The organism is Streptomyces sp. NPDC057099 (assembly GCF_042671245.1).
Taxonomy (GTDB): Bacteria; Actinomycetota; Actinomycetes; order Streptomycetales; family Streptomycetaceae; genus Streptomyces; species Streptomyces purpurascens.
The window spans coordinates 42,997-60,939 of sequence record NZ_JBHUTX010000015.1; the positions used below are offsets into that span (position 1 = coordinate 42,997).

The following is a 17,943-nucleotide window of genomic DNA, read 5'->3' on the forward strand; positions in this document are numbered from 1 at the left end:
GTCAGACGCCCGGGCTCGTCGCGTTCGTCGAGTCCGACGTGTTCGACGGTGAGGTGTCGTCCGAACGGCGCCGGCGTACGGCCCAGAAGACCGCGCTGCCCGCGACGACCGTGCCGCCCACGCCGATGACGCCCGCCAGCCCCCCGGACAGGCGGGCGTCGTCGACATCCTTGACGCCGTAGTCGGCGAGCGGGGAGTCGGCCGCGGCGTGCTCCTCGGCCTTCTGGTCGATGCCGTGGTCGGTGGCGACCTTCTCCAGGCCGTCCGGATCGGCCGAGGCGTAGAAGCTGACGAGTCCGGCCAGCAGGAGGGAGGTGACCAGGCCCGCGGCCCACACCCTGCGGTGGGAGGCCCGGGCGGCCACGGGTGCGGGCTCGGGCTCGGCGCCGGGCGCGTCGACCAGTTCGCCGTTCACCCGCAGCTTGAGCTTCGGGGTGAGGCCGCGGGCGCCGTGGACCAGGTCCGGGCGCACGGCGAGGACCGCGCCGACGGTCAGCGCGGTGATCGCGGCCTCACCGATGCCGATCAGCAGGTGCACGCCGATCATGGCGGTGGCGACCTTGCCGATCGACACGTCGGTGGTGCCGCCGATGGCGTACATGAGCGTGAAGGCCAGAGCGGCGGCCGGGACGGAGACGAGGGCGGCGACGAAGGAGGCCGCGGTGATCGACCGGCGGGAGCGCGGGAGCACCTTCGCCAGGCCCCGGAAGAGGGCGTAGGCGACGACCGTGGTGACGATCGCCATGTTGGTGATGTTCACGCCGAGCGCGGTCAGACCGCCGTCCGCGAAGAGCAGGCCCTGCATCAGCAGGACGACGGAGACGCACAGGACCCCTGTGTAGGGGCCCACGAGGATCGCGGCGAGCGCACCCCCGAGCAGATGGCCGCTGGTCCCGGCCGCGACGGGGAAGTTGAGCATCTGCACCGCGAAGATGAACGCCGCGACGAGACCGGCCAGCGGGGCGGTGCGCTCGTCGAGTTCGCGCCGCGCGCCGCGCAGGCTCACGGCGATGGCGCCCGCGGCGATCACACCGGTGGCGGCGGAGGTGGGGGCGTCGATGAATCCGTCAGGTACATGCACGCTTCGATGATGTGGCTTGATGCGAACGGTTTGCAAGAGCGTGACGCTTGTCTTATCTCACCCGTGATATGTCCGGTCCCCGAGGGCGCAATCCGGAAAATATGCGACATTGGAGAGGGAGTGGACGCACAGTTTCCGCTCAGGTCGCCCACGGTGAAGGGGCCGTCCGATGTCCGTAGTCGAGCAGTACGCGCGAGCCCATATCGTCACGGACGCGGCCGTACCGTTGATCGATGAGCTGGAGGCGGTTCCGGTCACTCTGCGGTACGACCCGGACCGGGATCCCCGTGCGGTGGGCATCAAGCTGCCGGGTGCCGGGGCGCGCGAGTGGACCTTCGGCCGTGAGCTCCTGGAGGAGGGCCTGCGGGCCCCCGCGGGCAGCGGTGAGGTGCGGGTGTGGCCGTGCGGCCGGGTGCAGGCCGTGGTCGAGTTCCACTCCGCGGAGGGCGTGCTGGTGGTGCAGTTCGAACGGCAGGCGCTGCTGCGGTTCCTGCGGCGGACGTACATGGCCGCCGCGGAACCGGTCATCCACTGACCTTCCGGGTCAGCTCCCCGCCTTCAGCAGCGCCGCCACGATCGGCCCGGCCGTCTCGCCGCCGTGGCCGCCCTGCTGGACCACGCCCGCGGCCGCGAGGTCGCCCCGGTAGGCGGTGAACCAGCCGTTCGGCTTCTTCTGGTTGTCGACCTCGGCCGACCCGGTCTTCGCACCGACATCGCCGCTGACCCCGGACATCGCCTCCGCGGCCGTGCCGTAAGCGGCGGTGTAGGACATCAGCTCGCGCAGCTGCGACAGCGTGCCCGCCGACATGGTGCGCGAGGCGTTGGCGAGCTTGCGGTCGTCCACGTCCGGGGAGACCAGGTACGGCTGGTGGAAGGTGCCGGCCTTGACCGTCGCCGACACCGACGCCATGTTCAGCGGGTTCATCCGGACCCCGCCCTGCCCGATCAGCGAGGCCCCCATCTGGGCCGCCGACTGCACCGGCACGGCGCCGTCGAAGGACGGCACACCGATCGCCCAGTCGTTCATCCCCAGGCCGAAGACCTGCTGGGCCTGCTTGGTCAGGTCGTCGTCCTTGAGCTTGGGTGCCTGACTGATGAAGGCCGTGTTGCAGGAGCGGGCGAAGCTCGCCTTGAACGTGCCGTTCTTGATCTCGAACTTGTCGTCGTTCTGGAACTTCCAGTGCCCGTACGTGAAGTACTTCGGGCACGGGTGCTTCTTGTCCGCCGAGGCCAGGCCCTTGTCCAGCAGCAGCGAGGCGGTGATGACCTTCATCGTGGAGCCGGGCGCGAGCGAGCCCTGGAAGGCGGTGTTGAAGCCGGGCGAGGCGTTGGCGGCGGCCAGGATCTCGCCGGTCGAGGCCCGCATGACGGCCACCGACGACTTGGCCTTCTTCGCGACCTGCTTCTCGGCCGCCGCCTGGAGGGCGGGGTCCAGCGTGGTCTTGACCGTGCCGGGCGTGCCCTTGCTCAGCTCCAGCAGGGTCTTGTCGGAGAGGTCGTCCGACTTGGCGGACTTCCCGCGCACGACCCGCAGCTCGATGCCGGCCTTGCCGCCGGCCTCCTTGCCGTACTTCTCGCGCAGGCCGTCCAGGATCGGGCCGAGGGAGGCGTACTTCTGCTTGGTCAGCTCGCCGCCGTCCCGGTCGAGCGCCTTGACCGGGGGCGTGCCCGCCTCACCGGTGACCAGCTTGTCGCCGTCCTTCAGATCCGGGTGGACGACCGCCGAGTGCCAGTCCACCAGCGGCTTTCCGTCGCCGGCGCGGCGGACGACGGTGAGCGCGCTCTCGTACGCCAGCGGCTTCTCGGTGTTCTTGTACGCCACCGTGCCCTTGACGGAGAACGGCACCTTGTCACCGGTGCGCTTGCCCGGGGTGAGGGTGACGTCCTTGATCCGGGCGTCCTTGGTGTAGCCGGTGAGCAGGGCCGTGGCCGCGGCCGCCTCGTCGGTGGCCGCGGCGGCCCGCGGAACCTTCCCGGACTGCCAGGCGGTGAGGAAGGCGCGGGCGGTGGTGGTGACCTCGGTCGCCGACAGCGGCCCGGTCTTCACCTCGGGCTTCTCGTCCGATGCCGCCCGGCTCCCGTCGTCGGCGGCCGCGCCGCCGCCGAACAGCGCGTAGGCGCCGAACCCGGCGCCACCGACGACCACGGCGATCACCCCGCCGATCACGGCGGGTCTGGTCTTCCGTCGCTCGGCGACGCGCCTTCTGTTGCCCACTGCTTGTCCGTTCCTCCGCGAATCCCCAGGGTCCCCGTTGCCCTCAGCTGTCCCAACGACGCCCACCACCCTAGAGTCCCGTCCTGCGCGGGTGAGATCAGCCACCCGTTCGTAGCACGGCTGCGACAATCGGCCCGGCCGCGTCACCGCCGTGACCGCCCTCCTCGGTCATGGCCGCCGCCGCGACATCGCCCCGGAACCCGGTGAACCAGCTGTTGGACTTGGCGTTGCCGTCGACCTCGGCGGAACCGGTCTTGGCGCCGATGTCGCCGCCCAGTCCCCGCATGGCCTCAGCGGCGGTGCCCTGCGTGGCGGTGAGCCGCATCATCTGCTTCAGCTGGGATGCGGTGCTCGCCCGCAGACCCTCGGCCCGCGCGAGCTGCCGGCCGTCCAGCTCCGGCGAGACCAGGTAGGGCTGGCGGAAGCTGCCGGTGATCGCGGTCGCGGTCACCGAGGCCATGTTCAGCGGGCTCATCTGGACCTGGCCCTGCCCGATGGCGCCGGCCGCCCGGTCCGGTCCGCCGACCGCGGGGACGCTGCCGTCGAAGGAGGCGATGCCGGTCTTCCAGTTGTCCTGCCCGAGCCCGAAGCGCCGCTCGGCCTCCTGCGTCAGCGAGGCGTCGGTGAGCGGCTTCTCGTCGATGAGCTTGATGAAGGCGGTGTTGCAGGACCGCATGAAGCTGTTGGCGAGCGTGGCGTCCTCGTTGGGCTTCATGTCGGTGAGGTTCTTGAAGGTCTGCCCCTGCCACACGGCGGTGTCCGGACAGGGCGCCGGGCCGTTCATCGAGGTCACGCCGTTGTCGATGAGCATCGCGGCCGTCATGATCTTCATGGTGGAGCCGGGCGCGGCCTGCCCCGCGAAGGCCGCGTTGAACCCGTCGTCACGGTTGTTGGCCACCGCCAGGACCTCGCCGCTGCTGGGCTTGACGGCCACCACCGACGACTGGGCGAACCGCTTGACCGCCTTCTCGGCCGCCGCCTGCGCGCTCGGGCTGATGGTCGTCTCGAGCTTGCCGGCCTTGCCCTTGGCGAGGGTGAGCAGCGGGGTGTCGGGAGCGCCGTCGGAGGGGTGCCGGACGACCAGCTCGATGCCGGGGGTGCCGCCGGCCTTCTCGCCGTACTTGTCGCGAAGGGCGTCCAGAACCGGGCCGAGGGAGGGGTACTTCTCCTTCGTCAGCACCGAGCCGTCGCGGCCCACGGCCTCGATGGGAGGGGCGGCCGACTGCTCGGTGACGAGGGTGTCCTGCTCTTTCCTCAGCTCGGGGTGCACGACGGACGGCCGCCAGTCGACGAGCGCGCGGCCCGTGGTCACGCCGCGCACGACCTTCAGCTCGCTCCGGTAGCTCAGCGGCTCGGACTTCCCGTCGTAGGCCACCTTCGCCTTCACCGTGTACGGCACGGTGGTGCCCCTGGCCGCCCCCGGCGTGATCTTCACGTCGGTGATGTGCGCATTGTCGGTGAACGCGGTCAGCAGCCGCTCGGCGGCAGCGTCGTTGTTGGTGTACGACGCCGCCGTCGCGGCCGCCGCCGTCTGCCAGGCCGCGAAGAACTTGGCCGTGGTCTCCTCGACCTCGTCCTTGTCCGGCGGCCCCGACTTCTCCGCGGACACCCCACTGGTACCCCCGTCGCCGGTCAGCGCGCTCACGATGTTGAAGGCGCCGTACCCGGCCCCGCCCACCATCACCGCGAACACGCCGCCTATGACAGCGACCTTGACCCCCTTGGCCATCAGGCCGTCCTCTCCCCGTAGAGCCTCCACGCGCTCCTTTGAACGCGTTCAGAAAGCTCGATCCCGGGAGCACTCTAGGGGGAAGCGGTTACCACAGGGACGGGTGTTGCGATTCTTGACCGAAACGTAGGTCAGACCCAGGTATCCAGCCACATCCGCGACCGCCAGTCGTCGATGGGGATGGCGGTGCCGGTGTACAGGGGCCAGAAGTAGATGAAGTTCCAGGCGATCAGCAGGACCAGGACGCCCGCGCCCGTGGCGCCCGTGACGCGGCGGGTGTCGGAGGAGCGGGGCGGGCCGATGATCGCGCCGAGGAGCATCGCCACCGCCAGGCACAGGAAGGGCAGGAAGACGACGGCGTAGAAGAAGAAGATCGTGCGCTCCTGGTACATGAACCAGGGCAGATAGCCGGCCGCGATGCCGCAGGCGATGGCGCCCGCGCGCCAGTCGCGGCGGAACAGCCAGCGCCACAGGACGTAGAGGACCGCGAAGCAGGCGACCCACCACAGCAGCGGCGTGCCGAGGGCGAGCACCTCGCTGGCGCACTTACCGCCCGCGTCGGCCGGGCAGCCGCCCTTGCCGGGCGCCGGGGACTCGTAGAAGTACGACACCGGGCGGCCGAGGACGAGCCAGCTCCACGGGTTGGACTGGTACGTGTGCGGCGAGGACAGGCCGACGTGGAACTCGTAGACCTGGTGCTCGTAGTGCCACAGGCTGCGCAGCCAGTCGGGCAGGAAGGTCCAGCTGCCGCCCTTGCCGCTGGTCGCGGCCCAGTTGCGGAAGTAGCCGCCCGAGCCGTCGGTCGCGGAGAAGATCCAGCCGGTCCAGGCCAGGACGTAGGTGACGACGGCGACCGGGACCGTCGCGAGGAACGCCAGGGGCGTGTCACGCCTGAGGACCACCGAGTACGGGTGCCGGGCGCCGGCCACCCGGCGTGAGGCGACGTCCCACAGGACCGCCATCAGGCAGAACGCGGCCAGGATGTAGAGGCCGTTCCACTTCGTGCCGATGGCCAGGCCCAGCATCAGACCCGCCGCCCAGCGCCAGGGCCGCCATCCCAGCCGGGTCGTCTCGGCCGTGTGCCGGTCGGGCCGGACCCGGCCGTCGGCGTCGACCGGGAGCGCGGCGGCGAGTCTCTCGCGGGCCTTGTCGCGGTCGACGAGCAGACAGCCGAACGCGGCCAGCACGAAGAACATCAGCACGCCGTCGAGCAGCGCCGTGCGGCTCATCACGAAGTGCAGGCCGTCCACCGCCATCAGGGTGCCCGCCAGACAGCCCAGGAAGGTGGAGCGGAACAGCCGGCGGCCGATGCGGCACAGCATCAGCACGGACAGCGTGCCGAGCAGCGCCGTCATGAAACGCCAGCCGAAGGGGTCGAAGCCGAACAGCAGCTCGCCGATGCCGATGACGTACTTGCCGACCGGCGGGTGCACGACGTACGCCGCGTCCCCCGGGATCGTGACGTGCCCGCCCGACAGGATCAGATCGTTGGCGTTCTTGTCCCAGTTGACCTCGAAACCGCGGTGGACCAGACCCCACGCGTCCTTGGCGTAGTACGTCTCGTCGAATATCACCGCCTTGGGGTGGCCCAGGTTCCAGAAGCGCAGCACGCCCGCCAGCAGCGTGACCAGCAGCGGGCCGATCCAGGCCGACCAGCGCACCAGCAGTCCCGCCAGGGTGTGCGGGACGCCGAGCGCCGCCCACAGGCGCGGGCCGGGCTCGGTGTACGGCGGCACCAGGCGTTCACGGACGTCGCGGGCGTCGCTTCTGGGCTGCCCCTGGTAGCCGAAGCGGCGCAGCCGCTGCTGCCAGGACGGCCGCTGTTCGAGCGGCGCCTGGCCCTGCCGGGTGTCCGTGGAGGACGCGGTACTGGTCACCGCGCCATCGTAGGGAACCGTTCTGTGTGAGTCCCGTGCATGGGCGGTATGCGTCCGCATCCTCCGCCCCTGGGAGGATGGTGAGGTGACTGGAATCCTCGTACTCGCAGGTACCCCCATCGGCGACATCGCGGACGCCCCGCCCCGGCTCGCCGACGAATTGGCCGGAGCCGATGTCGTCGCCGCCGAGGACACGCGGCGGCTGCGGCGGCTGACCCAGGCGCTGGGGGTCACGCCCAAGGGACGGGTCGTGTCCTACTTCGAGGGCAACGAGGCGGCGCGGACGCCCGAGCTGGTCGAGGAGCTGGCGGGCGGGGCGCGCGTGCTGTTGGTCACGGACGCGGGGATGCCGTCGGTGTCGGACCCCGGCTACCGGCTGGTCGCCGCCGCCGTCGAGCAGGACATACGGGTCACCGCCGTGCCCGGGCCGTCCGCCGTGCTCACCGCGCTCGCGCTGTCGGGGCTGCCCGTCGACCGGTTCTGCTTCGAGGGGTTCCTGCCGCGCAAGGCGGGGGAGCGGCTGGGGCGGCTGCGGGAGGTGGCCGGGGAGCGGCGCACCCTCGTCTACTTCGAGGCTCCGCACCGGCTCGACGACACGCTGGCGGCGATGGCCGAGGTGTTCGGCGCGGAGCGGCGGGCCGCGGTGTGCCGGGAGCTGACCAAGACGTACGAGGAGGTCCGGCGGGGCGGGCTGGGGGAGCTGGCCGCGTGGGCCGCCGAGGGAGTGCGCGGGGAGATCACCGTGGTGGTGGAGGGCGCGCCGGCGCCGGGGGCGGAGGATGTCGGGCCCGAGGAGCTGGTGCGGCGGGTCCGGGTGCGGGAGGAGGCGGGGGAGCGGCGCAAGGAGGCGATCGCCGCGGTCGCGGTGGAGGCCGGGGTGCCCAAGCGCGTGGTCTTTGATGCCGTTGTTGCCGCGAAGAATTCCGGGTGACGGTTGTGCGGGACACCCTCTGAGCAGGGCGCATGTCGTTTGAGCGTGCGCCCCATGGGTGGGCAAAGCGGGAAGGGCGCTGGGGCAAGGAACGCCCAAATCGGCGCCAATAGTCGACAGGTCTGCTGCCTTCGGTCCGGCTGAGGAGTCCACTGGGTTGCGGGGACGGAATCGTCCTCGCCACAGCGGACAACTGGAGCTGGCATGACTGAGATCGCAGGGCAGACCGGGCTCCGCGCCGGTGCGACCGCCGTCGTCAACGAGTCGTACTCCTTCGCCTGCATGCGGTGCGGGCACGGCTGGGAGCAGTCGTACGAGATAGAGCACCACACGGACGCCGCCGGGCACGAGTTCGTCCTCTACGTCGCGGACGGCAAGGTCGTGCCCTCACCCCTGTCCAAGCCCACGTGCCAGAACTGCGACGGCCACGTCGTACGGATCATGCGGCCCGGGCGTGTCGAGTCGGCGCGCAACGCGGCGCGCAGGCCCCGCCGCGTGCCGCCGCCCGGCGGGCCGGCCGAGGCACCGGAGGTGTCTGAGGCTTCTGAGGCGGATGCCGAGGACAGTGGAGCGGACGGGCGGGAAAAGCCCGAGCACCACCACTGGCATCTGTCCGATCTGCTCCACCCCTTCCAGCGCAAGGCGAGCTGACCCGTCCGGCTCCCCTTGTCCGACGCCCTCCCCGGTCCTCCCCCATCGGGGAGGGCGTACCCCTTTCGTAGGATCGGGGCATGCCTTCGAACGACTCCGGCAAGCACGCCGCGCCCCCGCTCCCGGAACCCCTCCGGGTGCCGGTCGCCGACTCCCACACCCACCTGGACATGCAGTCCGGCGCGGTCGAGGAGGCGCTGGCGAAGGCGGCCTCGGTCGGAGTGACGACGGTCGTCCAGGTCGGCTGCGACCTCAAGGGCTCGCGGTGGGCCGCCGAGACGGCAGCCGCGTACGACGCCGTCCACGCGACGGTCGCCCTGCATCCCAACGAGGCGCCCCGGATCGTCCACGGCGACCCCGACGGCTGGTCCCGGCAGGGCGCGCGTGAACCCGGCGGACAGGCGGCCCTGGACGAGGCGCTCGCCGAGATCGACCGGCTGGCAGCGCTGGAGCAGGTCAAGGGCGTCGGTGAGACGGGTCTCGACTACTTCCGCACCGGGCCCGAGGGCAAGGACGCGCAGGAGAGGTCCTTCCGCGCCCACATCGAGATCGCCAAGCGGCACGGCAAGGCCCTCGTCATCCACGACCGCGAGGCCCACGCCGACGTCCTGCGCGTCCTGAAGGAGGAGGGCGCCCCCGAGCGGACCGTCTTCCACTGCTACTCCGGCGACGCCGAGATGGCGCAGATCTGCGCGAGCGCGGGCTACTTCATGTCCTTCGCCGGCAACGTCACCTTCAAGAACGCCCAGAACCTGAGGGACGCGGTGGCGGTGGCCCCGCCGGAGCTGCTGCTGGTGGAGACGGACGCGCCCTTCCTCACCCCGGCGCCGTACCGCGGGCGGCCCAACGCGCCGTATCTCGTGCCGATCACGGTGCGGGCCATGGCCGAGGTGCGCGGCGTCGACGAGGACACGCTGGCCACCGCACTCGCCGCGAACACGGCACGCGCCTTCGGTTACTGACCCGCGCCGCCGACCTCACCGCACGACTGTGCGTAGTCGCGTCGCTTTGGAGAGTGACGAACGCTCCGCTAGGTTCTGGGGGCCCGATCCGGACCCCTCTGGACCCCCTCCGGCCCCTGGAGCGTGTCGGCGTGAGCAACTCGCAGTACGAGACGTTTGGCCCGGCCTACACGGAGCCGGTGCATGGCGGTCACGACGGTGTCTACGGGGACACCTACCGGCCCGCCTATGAGGTGCCGCCGCCCCGGCAGGTTGCCCCGGTGGACGCACCGGCGTCCGTCGTACGCCCGACACGCGCCGAAGCCCGCGCGGAAGCCCGCGCCGCGGCGCGCACCGGCTCACATCGCCGCTCCGCACGCCGACGCAAGGCGAGCCCCGCCGAGCGCACGGACGGCTCCATGCGGCGGCTGCTCCCGCAGGCCCTGGTCGTCGCCTTCCTGGCGGGCGGGACCACGGCGTTCGTCGCCAAGGACAAGGCGATCGAGCTGAACGTCGACGGCAAGGCCCGCACGCTGCACACCTTCGCCGACGACGTCACCGAGCTGCTGTCGGAGGAGGGCGTCGAGGTCGGCGCCCACGACGTGGTGGCGCCCGGGCCCGGCGCGGAGATCGCCAGCGGCGACGAGGTCGCCGTGCACTACGCCCGCCCCGTACGGCTCACCCTCGACGGGCACCGGCGCGAGGTGTGGACGACGGCGCACACGGTGGCGGGGGCGCTGCGAGAGCTGGGGGTGCGTCAGGAGGGCGCGTACCTGTCCACCTCGCGCTCCCGGCAGATCGGCCGCGAGGGGCTCGCGCTGGACGTGCGGACCGAGCGCACGGTCACGGTCATGGCCGACGGCCGGGCCCGCACCGTGCGCACCAACGCGGCGACCGTGCGGGAGGCCGTGGACGAGGCCGGGATCACCCTGCGCGGCCAGGACACCACGTCCGTCCCGCAGGGGAGCTTCCCGCGCGACGGGCAGACCGTCACGGTGCTGCGGATCACCGGCGGCAAGGAGGTCCGCGAGGAGGCGATCCCCTTCCAGACCCGGCGCAGCGAGGATCCGACCCTGTTCCAGGGCACGGAGGTCGTGGAGCGCGCGGGCGAGTCGGGCCTGCGCCGGGTCACGTACTCCCTGCGCACCGTCAACGGCGTCAAGCAGAAGCCGCGGCGGATCAGGGCCGAGGTGGTGCGCGAGCCGCGCCCGCAGGAGGTCAAGGTCGGCACGAAACCCCGGCCGACGTCCGTCCAGGGCGCCGACCACCTCAACTGGCAGGGCCTCGCGGCCTGCGAGTCCGGCGGCCGCCCCGACGCGGTCGACTCCTCGGGCACCTACGGCGGCCTCTACCAGTTCGACACCCACACCTGGCAGTCCCTCGGCGGCACCGGCCGCCCCCAGGACGCCCCGGCGGCGGAACAGACGTACCGCGCGAAGAAGCTGTATGTACGGCGGGGGGCGAGTCCTTGGCCGCACTGCGGGGGGCGGCTGCACGGGTAGGGACGGTCGACCGGCGTGGCCGCGTTCGAACCCCCCGTACCCTTGTCCCCGTGACCAGCCCCGCCCCCGACGCCCTCCTCGGCGCCGCCGACGTCCGCGAACTCGCGACCGCCCTCGGCGTACGCCCCACCAAGCAACGCGGCCAGAACTTCGTGATCGACGCGAACACCGTCCGCCGTATCGTCCGCACCGCACAGGTGACCCCCGAGGACGTGGTCGTAGAGGTGGGCCCGGGCCTCGGTTCCCTCACCCTCGCGCTGCTGGAGGCCGCCGACCACGTCACGGCCGTCGAGATCGACGATGTCCTCGCCGCCGCGCTGCCCGCGACCATCACGGCCCGCATGCCGGAGCGCGCCGACCGGTTCGCCCTCGTCCACTCCGACGCGATGCACGTCACGGAGCTGCCGGGCCCCGCCCCGACCGCGCTGGTCGCCAACCTGCCCTACAACGTGGCCGTCCCGGTGCTGCTGCACATGCTCGCCACCTTCCCGACCATCGACCGCACGCTCGTCATGGTCCAGTCGGAGGTCGCCGACCGCCTCGCCGCCGACCCCGGCTCGAAGGTGTACGGCGTTCCCTCCGTGAAGGCCAACTGGTACGCCGAGGTCAAGCGGGCGGGCGCCATCGGGCGGAACGTCTTCTGGCCCGCGCCCAACGTCGACAGCGGTCTGGTCTCCCTGGTCCGCCGCACCGAGCCGATCAAGACGACGGCCTCCAAGAAGGACGTGTTCGCCGTCGTCGACGCCGCGTTCGCCCAGCGCCGCAAGACGCTGCGGGCCGCGCTCGCCGGCTGGGCCGGTTCCGCCGCCGCCGCAGAGGCGGCCCTCGTCGCCGCCGGGGTCTCCCCGCAGGCCCGGGGCGAGTCACTGACCGTGGAAGAGTTCGCGCGTATCGCCGAGCACAAGGCGAACCAGCACCACGAGAAGGAGCCCGTGTGAGCGTCACGGTCCGTGTCCCCGCCAAGGTCAACGTCCAGCTGGCGGTGGGCCCCGCCCGCCCCGACGGCTTCCACCCCCTGGCCAACGTCTTCCTCGCCGTCAGCCTCTACGACGAGGTCACCGTGACCCCGGCCGACGAACTCCGCGTCACCTGCGAGGGCCCGGACGCCGACCTGGTCCCCCTGGACCGTACGAACCTGGCCGCACGGGCGGCCGAGGCGCTCGCGGCCCGCTACGGCCGCAGCCCCGACGTCCACGTCCACATCGCCAAGGACATCCCCGTCGCCGGCGGCATGGCGGGCGGCAGTGCGGACGGCGCCGCCGCGCTGGTCGCGTGCGACGCGCTGTGGGAGACCGGCGCCTCCCGTGAGGAACTGCTCGACATCTGCGCCGAGCTGGGCAGCGACGTGCCGTTCAGCCTGGTCGGCGGTGCCGCCCTCGGCATCGGGCGGGGCGAGCAGCTGACGCCCCTGGAGGTCGGCGGCGCCTTCCACTGGGTGTTCGCCATGGCCGAGCGGGGCCTGTCCACCCCGGCCGTGTTCCGCGAGTTCGACCGGCTCGGCGAGGGCACGGACATCCCCGAGCCCGTCGCCTCCCAGGAACTCCTCGCGGCCCTGGCGAAGGGCGACCCGGACGCGCTCGCCGCCGCCGTCTCCAACGACCTCCAGCCCGCCGCCCTGTCCCTCTACCCGGAACTCGCCGGCACCCTCGCCACCGGCCGCGCCGCGGGCGCCCTCGCCGCCCTGGTCTCCGGCTCCGGCCCGACCACGGCGTTCCTCGTCCGCGACCCGGAGTCGGCGGCCGCGGTGGCACAGGCGCTGCTGTCCTCCGGCACGTGCCGGACCGTGCGGACGGCGTCGGGGCCGACGCCCGGGGCGACGGTGGCCGGGCTTTAATCGCCTGCCCGGGCCGTTCCAGGCCGCTTAAGCTCCCCCGGTCGTCGAAAACGGGGGAGCACACGTGGAGAAACTCGTCGCGGCCGTACGACGCGGAGACGCGGACGAGGTCCGGGCCCTGCTGGAGTCCGGGGCCGACCCCGACACCCTCGACGGCCCTGACGGCCTCCCGGTCCTCTGCCTGGCCGTGGCGGCGTACGACACACCCGTCGCCGAGGCGCTGCTCGAAGGCGGTGCCGACCCCCTGCGCCCGATGCCCGACGGGAGCACCCCGCTGACGCGGGCCGTGGACGGCGGGGCACACCTCCTGACCCACGCGCTCGCCACCAGTCGGATTCCGCTCCCGGCACCGGCGCGCACCGAACTGCTGGCCCGGGCCCGGCGCTGGTCGGAGGCGGGCGCCGAGGCCGAACTGCGCCGCGTCACCGGCCTCACCGGGCCCATCGAGCGGATCAGGGTCGTGGACGACGAGGTCGGCTGGTGGTGCGAGCAGCTCACGCTCGGCCCCGTGACCGTGCGCGACGAGCACCGGGCCGTGCTCACGTCCATGGAGGCCCTCTACGGCATCCGCACCTCCTTCGACGAACTGGTCGCCCGGGCCATCGCCCACCCCGACCGGGACCACGTGGTGTGGTGCGACGTCGTGTTCACGCTCGGCCGGCGGACCGACGAGGAGACCTGGCAATGGAGCCGGGACCTGCTCAACCACCCCGACCGGACGCACCGCCTGCTCGCCGCCGACCTCCTGCTGTCCCTGATCCTCGGGGACGTCGTCAAGGGAAGCCGGCCGTTCTGGGAACGGGGGCGGGAGTTCGTGCCCTGGGCGGAGCAGGAGGAGGACCCGGAGGTGCTGGCGGTGCTGCTGCACGCGATGACCCATGACAGCGCCCCCGAGATCGAGGCCGTAGGGCTGTCGCACCTCACCCACCCGGACCCGAGGGTGCGCGCACTGGTACCGCAGACCGTGCACCGCCCCGAGAGCCTCACCACCGTGCTCGCCCTGGCCCGTGACGAGGACCCCGGCGTACGCGAGGCGGTGTGCCACTGGCTCGCCCACCTGCGGGGGAGCGAGCCCGAAGTCGGGGACGCGCTGCTCGCCCTCACCCATGACGAGCGGCAGCCGATCCGCATCTGCGCCGTGTCCGGGCTGGCGTACCGCGACGATCCGCGCTGCGTGGAGGCCGAGCACCGGATCGGCCCCCTCGATCCGGAGCTGCCGTTCGACGAGAGGCTGATGGACGTGTGGCGCTACCAGCGCCGCCGGGAAGCCGCGGACGGCGGCTGACCGCCCCGGCTGGAGCACCCCCGCGCGCGACTACCCTGGAAAGTCGATCCATCCCCCTTGTCAGGAGAGTAATGGCCGTCAATCTGGTCAATGTCGAGAACGTCAGCAAGGTGTACGGCACCCGCGCCCTGCTCGACGGCGTTTCCCTCGGCGTCTCCGAAGGGGACCGCATCGGCGTCGTCGGCCGTAACGGCGACGGCAAGACCACCCTGATCCGGATGCTCGCCAAGCAGGAGGAGGCCGACACCGGGCGCGTCACGCACTCCGGCGGACTGCGCAGCGGCGTGCTCACCCAGCACGACTCGCTCGACCCCGAGGCGACCGTCCGCCATGAGGTCATCGGCGACATGGCCGACCACGAGTGGGCGGGCGACGCCAAGGTCAGGGACGTGCTGACCGGCCTGTTCGGCGGGCTCGACCTGCCGGGCTTCCCCGCGGGCCTGGACACCGTCATCGGGCCGCTGTCCGGCGGTGAGCGGCGCCGTATCGCGCTGGCCAAGCTGCTCATCGAGGAGCAGGACCTGCTCGTCCTCGACGAGCCCACCAACCACCTCGACGTGGAGGGCATCTCCTGGCTGGCCCGCCACCTCCAGGTCCGCCGGTCCGCCCTCGTCTGCGTCACCCACGACCGCTGGTTCCTCGACCAGGTCTGCACCCGCATGTGGGACGTCCAGCGCGGCGCGGTCTACGAGTACGAGGGCGGCTACTCCGACTACGTCTTCGCCCGGGCCGAGCGCGAGCGCATCGCCGCCACCGAGGAGGTCAAGCGGCAGAACCTCGTCCGCAAGGAGCTGGCCTGGCTGCGGCGCGGGGCCCCCGCCCGTACGTCCAAGCCGCGTTTCCGCGTCGAGGCCGCCAACGAGCTCATCAAGGACGTACCGCCGCCCCGCGACAGCAGCGAGCTGATGAAGTTCGCTTCCACCCGGCTGGGCAAGACCGTGTTCGACCTGGAGGACATCACCGTCCAGGCGGGCCCCAAGGTCCTCCTCAAGCACGTCACCTGGCAGCTCGGGCCCGGCGACCGGATCGGTCTCGTCGGAGTCAACGGCGCCGGGAAGACCTCCCTGCTGCGGGCCATGGCCGAGGCGTCCAGGACGGACGGCGAGGCGCAGCCCGTGGGAGGGCAGGTCAAGGTCGGCAAGACCGTCAAGCTCGCCTACCTGTCCCAGGAGGTCGCCGAACTCGAGCCGAGCACGCGGGTGCTGGAGGCCGTGCAGCAGGTGCGCGAGCGCGTCGACCTCGGCAAGGGCCGCGAGATGACCGCCGGGCAGCTGTGCGAGACGTTCGGCTTCACCAAGGAGAAGCAGTGGACGCCGGTCGGCGACCTGTCCGGCGGTGAGCGCCGCAGGCTCCAGCTGCTGCGCCTGCTCATGGACGAGCCCAACGTCCTCTTCCTCGACGAGCCCACCAACGACCTCGACATCGAGACGCTGACGCAGCTCGAGGACGTGCTCGACGGCTGGCCCGGCTCGATGATCGTCATCTCCCACGACCGGTTCTTCATCGAGCGCACCACCGACCGGGTGTTCGCCCTGCTCGGCGACGGCGCCCTGCGGATGCTGCCGCGCGGCATCGACGAGTACCTGGAGCGGCGCCGGCGCATGGAGGAGGCCGCGGCCGCCTCCGCACCCGCCGCCGCGGCGCAGCAGAGCGCCGCCCCGGAGAAGAGCGCCGCCGACCAGCGGGCCGCCAAGAAGGAACTCCAGAAGATCGAGCGGCAGCTCGACAAGGTCTCCGAGAAGGAGACCAAGCTTCACTCCCAAATCGCCGAAAACGCCACGGACTTCGCGAAGGTGGCCGAACTGGACGCCGAACTGCGCGAGTTGGCGGGTCAGCGCGAAGAACTGGAGCTGCGCTGGCTGGAACTCGCCGAGGACGCGTGAAGGGTGCGTGAAGGCGCATAACGGCGGCATCACGGGCCGGTCCTCCCTTGGGAACAGGGGGCGATACGGCCCGGTCCGTTGTTGGAACGGGGTGATAGAAAGAGCCGTCTTAGAACTTTATGAAACGACTCTGAGCCCATCGCGTACCTCAGGGCGTGGCTAAAAATCAGTGATCGAACGGGGGAGCCGCTGATGACTCAGCCGCCCAGTCAGCCACCGCACGGTGGCTTCGGAGCACCGCAGAACCAGCCGCCGCAGGGCGGTGGCTACGGGGCACCGCAGACCCCGCCACCGCCCCAGGGCCCGCCCCAGATGCCGCCGCCTCCGCAGGGCCCGCCGCAGACGCCGCCGCCTCCGCAGCCGGGGTACGGCTATCCGCAACAGCCCGGTCAGCCCGGGCCTTACGGACAGCCGGGCCCGTACAACTCCGGCCCCTACGGCCAGCCCCAGCAGCCGGGTCCGTACGGCCAGCCCGGCTACGGCTACCCGCCCCAGCCGCAGTACCCCGGCGCGCCCGGAACCCCGCCCGGGGGCGGCTCGGGCAACCCCTTCAAGGGCAAGCCCGCCCTGATCATCGGTGCCGCGGTCGCCGCGCTGCTGGTGGTCGGCGGCACGGTGTGGGCGGTCACCAGCGGCGACGACGGCAAGGGCAAGAAGAAGCCCGTCGCCCAGCAGAGCAACGGCAAGTCCGGCGCCTCCGACCCGGTCAACCCCGGTGACGGCCGAGGCGACGGCGGCGACGACCCGGAGAACCTCAACGAGGGCCGTCAGGCCGGCGAGTCCAAGGTCCTCTGGTACAAGGAGGCGCCCGACGCGCCCGGCTCCGGCGCCGACGCCCCCGGCATGTGGATCACCGAGAAGTCCGCGGTGAAGGCGGCGTACAAGCAGCTCTTCGCCTACAACGTCGGCGACGGCAAGCCGGCCTGGGACCCGATCACCTTCCCCCAGAAGATCTGCGCGACCACTCCGGAGCAGACGGCCGAGGGCAAGATCGTCGTCGCCTACATGAGCGGCAGCAGCGACCGCGCCAAGTGCAACCAGCTCCAGGAGATCGACCTCGACACCGGCGAGAAGGGCTGGAAGGAAGAGGTCGCCGACGGCGCCCTGTTCGACTCCACGCTCTCCGTCGAGCTGTCCGTCACCGGCACCACGCTGATGGTGGGCCGCTCCCAGTCGGGCACGGCGTACGACGTCACCAACGGCGACAAGCTCTTCGACAAGAAGCGCTACGGCGACTCCTGCTTCCCCGCCGCGTTCGCGGGCGGCGAGAAGCTGATCGCCGTCTCCTCCTGCGGTGCCGGCGGCAACAACGAGCACGACGAGGTGCAGCAGCTCGACCCGCGCACCGGCAAGGTCCAGTGGACCCAGAAGTTCGACAAGGGCTGGCGGGTCGCGCGCGTCTACTCCGTGAGCCCGCTGGTCGTCTACAGCACCAACGAGGAAAAGAAGTCCTGGAACATCTCCGCCTTCACCTCCGGCGGCAAGTTCCGCTCGCAGGTGGGCTTCGACGAGGACTTCGCCCCCGAGTGCGGCTGGGCCATCCTCGAGCGTGACCTCCAGGGCTGCCAGGGCGTCGCCGCCGACGACTCCACGCTCTACCTGCCGACCGAGGCGACCACCGGCGCCAACGAGATCGTCGCGATCAACCTCGCCGACGGCAAGGAGAAGTGGCGCGTCAAGTCCCCGGTGGACGAGTCGATGCTGCCGATGAAGACCGAGGGCGGAAAGCTCATCGCCTATGTGCAGCCGTCGTACGACTCGGGCGGCCAGGTCGTGTCCATCCCGACCGGCGGCAGCAGCCACAAGCCGGCCAAGCTGCTGCAGAACCCGCAGGGCGCGGCGGAGATCGAGGACGGCTTCTTCTCGAAGGACATCGACTGGGCCGGCGGGCGCTTCTACATCTCGACCACCCGGCTGAGCGGAAACGAGGAGACGAAGGAGAAGTTGATGCTCGCCTACGGCAAGTGACTCTTCCTCCCCTTCCTCCCTCTTCGTCGTCGTCCCTCCCCTTCCC

The 17,943-nt window shown here is 71.6% G+C and carries 14 protein-coding genes; 10 read left to right on the forward strand and 4 right to left on the reverse strand.

Translation table 11 applies throughout. From position 1 onward, the window contains the following. Nucleotide 1: 1 nt before the first annotated feature. The gene (locus ACFT4A_RS20525) at nt 2-1,081 is read right to left on the reverse strand and encodes an energy-coupling factor ABC transporter permease (RefSeq protein WP_382832166.1); all 1,080 of its coding nucleotides are present in this window, start codon (nt 1,079-1,081) and stop codon (nt 2-4) included. A gap of 169 nt (nt 1,082-1,250) precedes the next feature. Here ACFT4A_RS20525 and ACFT4A_RS20530 point away from each other — a divergent pair, with 169 nt between their 5' ends. Then, the gene (locus ACFT4A_RS20530; protein WP_382832168.1) at nt 1,251-1,616 is read left to right on the forward strand and encodes an SsgA family sporulation/cell division regulator; all 366 of its coding nucleotides are present in this window, start codon (nt 1,251-1,253) and stop codon (nt 1,614-1,616) included. A gap of 9 nt (nt 1,617-1,625) precedes the next feature. Here the strand turns inward: ACFT4A_RS20530 and ACFT4A_RS20535 are convergent, their stop codons facing one another. From ACFT4A_RS20535 to ACFT4A_RS20545, 3 genes are all read right to left on the reverse strand, one after another. Continuing rightward, nucleotides 1,626-3,296: a penicillin-binding transpeptidase domain-containing protein gene (locus tag ACFT4A_RS20535; RefSeq protein WP_382832170.1), complete on the reverse strand. Its 1,671-nt coding sequence runs from the start codon at nt 3,294-3,296 to the stop codon at nt 1,626-1,628. A 97-nt stretch (nt 3,297-3,393) separates the two neighbouring features. Next, nucleotides 3,394-5,025 (reverse strand): penicillin-binding transpeptidase domain-containing protein, encoded by a 1,632-nt coding sequence (locus ACFT4A_RS20540; protein ID WP_382832329.1) that lies wholly within the window; start codon nt 5,023-5,025, stop codon nt 3,394-3,396. Between the two features lie 131 nt (nt 5,026-5,156). Next, nucleotides 5,157-6,902, reverse strand: a complete 1,746-nt coding sequence (locus ACFT4A_RS20545) for a dolichyl-phosphate-mannose--protein mannosyltransferase (RefSeq protein WP_382832172.1) — start codon at nt 6,900-6,902, stop codon at nt 5,157-5,159. Between the two features lie 85 nt (nt 6,903-6,987). On the opposite strand from ACFT4A_RS20545, the gene rsmI reads away from it, so the two are divergent. The 9 genes from rsmI to ACFT4A_RS20590 all read left to right on the forward strand — a co-directional run bounded on the left by rsmI (nt 6,988) and on the right by ACFT4A_RS20590 (nt 17,897). Next, nucleotides 6,988-7,833, forward strand: coding sequence for a 16S rRNA (cytidine(1402)-2'-O)-methyltransferase (gene rsmI, locus ACFT4A_RS20550; RefSeq protein ID WP_215120901.1), 846 nt, complete (start codon nt 6,988-6,990; stop codon nt 7,831-7,833). Between the two features lie 204 nt (nt 7,834-8,037). After that, nucleotides 8,038-8,484 carry a hypothetical protein gene (locus tag ACFT4A_RS20555; RefSeq protein WP_382832174.1) on the forward strand — a complete coding sequence of 149 codons (447 nt, stop codon included), beginning with the start codon at nt 8,038-8,040 and terminating at the stop codon, nt 8,482-8,484. Between the two features lie 80 nt (nt 8,485-8,564). Continuing rightward, nucleotides 8,565-9,446: a TatD family hydrolase gene (locus ACFT4A_RS20560; RefSeq protein WP_382832175.1), complete on the forward strand. Its 882-nt coding sequence runs from the start codon at nt 8,565-8,567 to the stop codon at nt 9,444-9,446. A 131-nt stretch (nt 9,447-9,577) separates the two neighbouring features. After that, nucleotides 9,578-10,927, forward strand: coding sequence for a ubiquitin-like domain-containing protein (locus ACFT4A_RS20565; RefSeq protein WP_382832177.1), 1,350 nt, complete (start codon nt 9,578-9,580; stop codon nt 10,925-10,927). Between the two features lie 50 nt (nt 10,928-10,977). Beyond that, complete coding sequence (gene rsmA / locus ACFT4A_RS20570; RefSeq protein ID WP_382832178.1) at nt 10,978-11,865, forward strand: 16S rRNA (adenine(1518)-N(6)/adenine(1519)-N(6))-dimethyltransferase RsmA; 888 nt, start codon at nt 10,978-10,980, stop codon at nt 11,863-11,865. Continuing rightward, a complete protein-coding gene (locus ACFT4A_RS20575; RefSeq protein ID WP_382832180.1) occupies nt 11,862-12,761 on the forward strand; it encodes a 4-(cytidine 5'-diphospho)-2-C-methyl-D-erythritol kinase in 900 nt (299 codons plus the stop codon). The genes rsmA and ACFT4A_RS20575 overlap by 4 nt, the downstream gene beginning before the upstream one ends. A gap of 64 nt (nt 12,762-12,825) precedes the next feature. Further along, nucleotides 12,826-14,046, forward strand: coding sequence for a HEAT repeat domain-containing protein (locus ACFT4A_RS20580; RefSeq protein ID WP_382832182.1), 1,221 nt, complete (start codon nt 12,826-12,828; stop codon nt 14,044-14,046). 71 nt (nt 14,047-14,117) lie between these two features. Continuing rightward, a complete protein-coding gene (locus ACFT4A_RS20585; RefSeq protein ID WP_382832183.1) occupies nt 14,118-15,929 on the forward strand; it encodes an ABC-F family ATP-binding cassette domain-containing protein in 1,812 nt (603 codons plus the stop codon). 192 nt (nt 15,930-16,121) lie between these two features. Then, nucleotides 16,122-17,897 (forward strand): PQQ-binding-like beta-propeller repeat protein, encoded by a 1,776-nt coding sequence (locus ACFT4A_RS20590; RefSeq protein ID WP_382832185.1) that lies wholly within the window; start codon nt 16,122-16,124, stop codon nt 17,895-17,897. Nucleotides 17,898-17,943 lie beyond the last annotated feature (46 nt).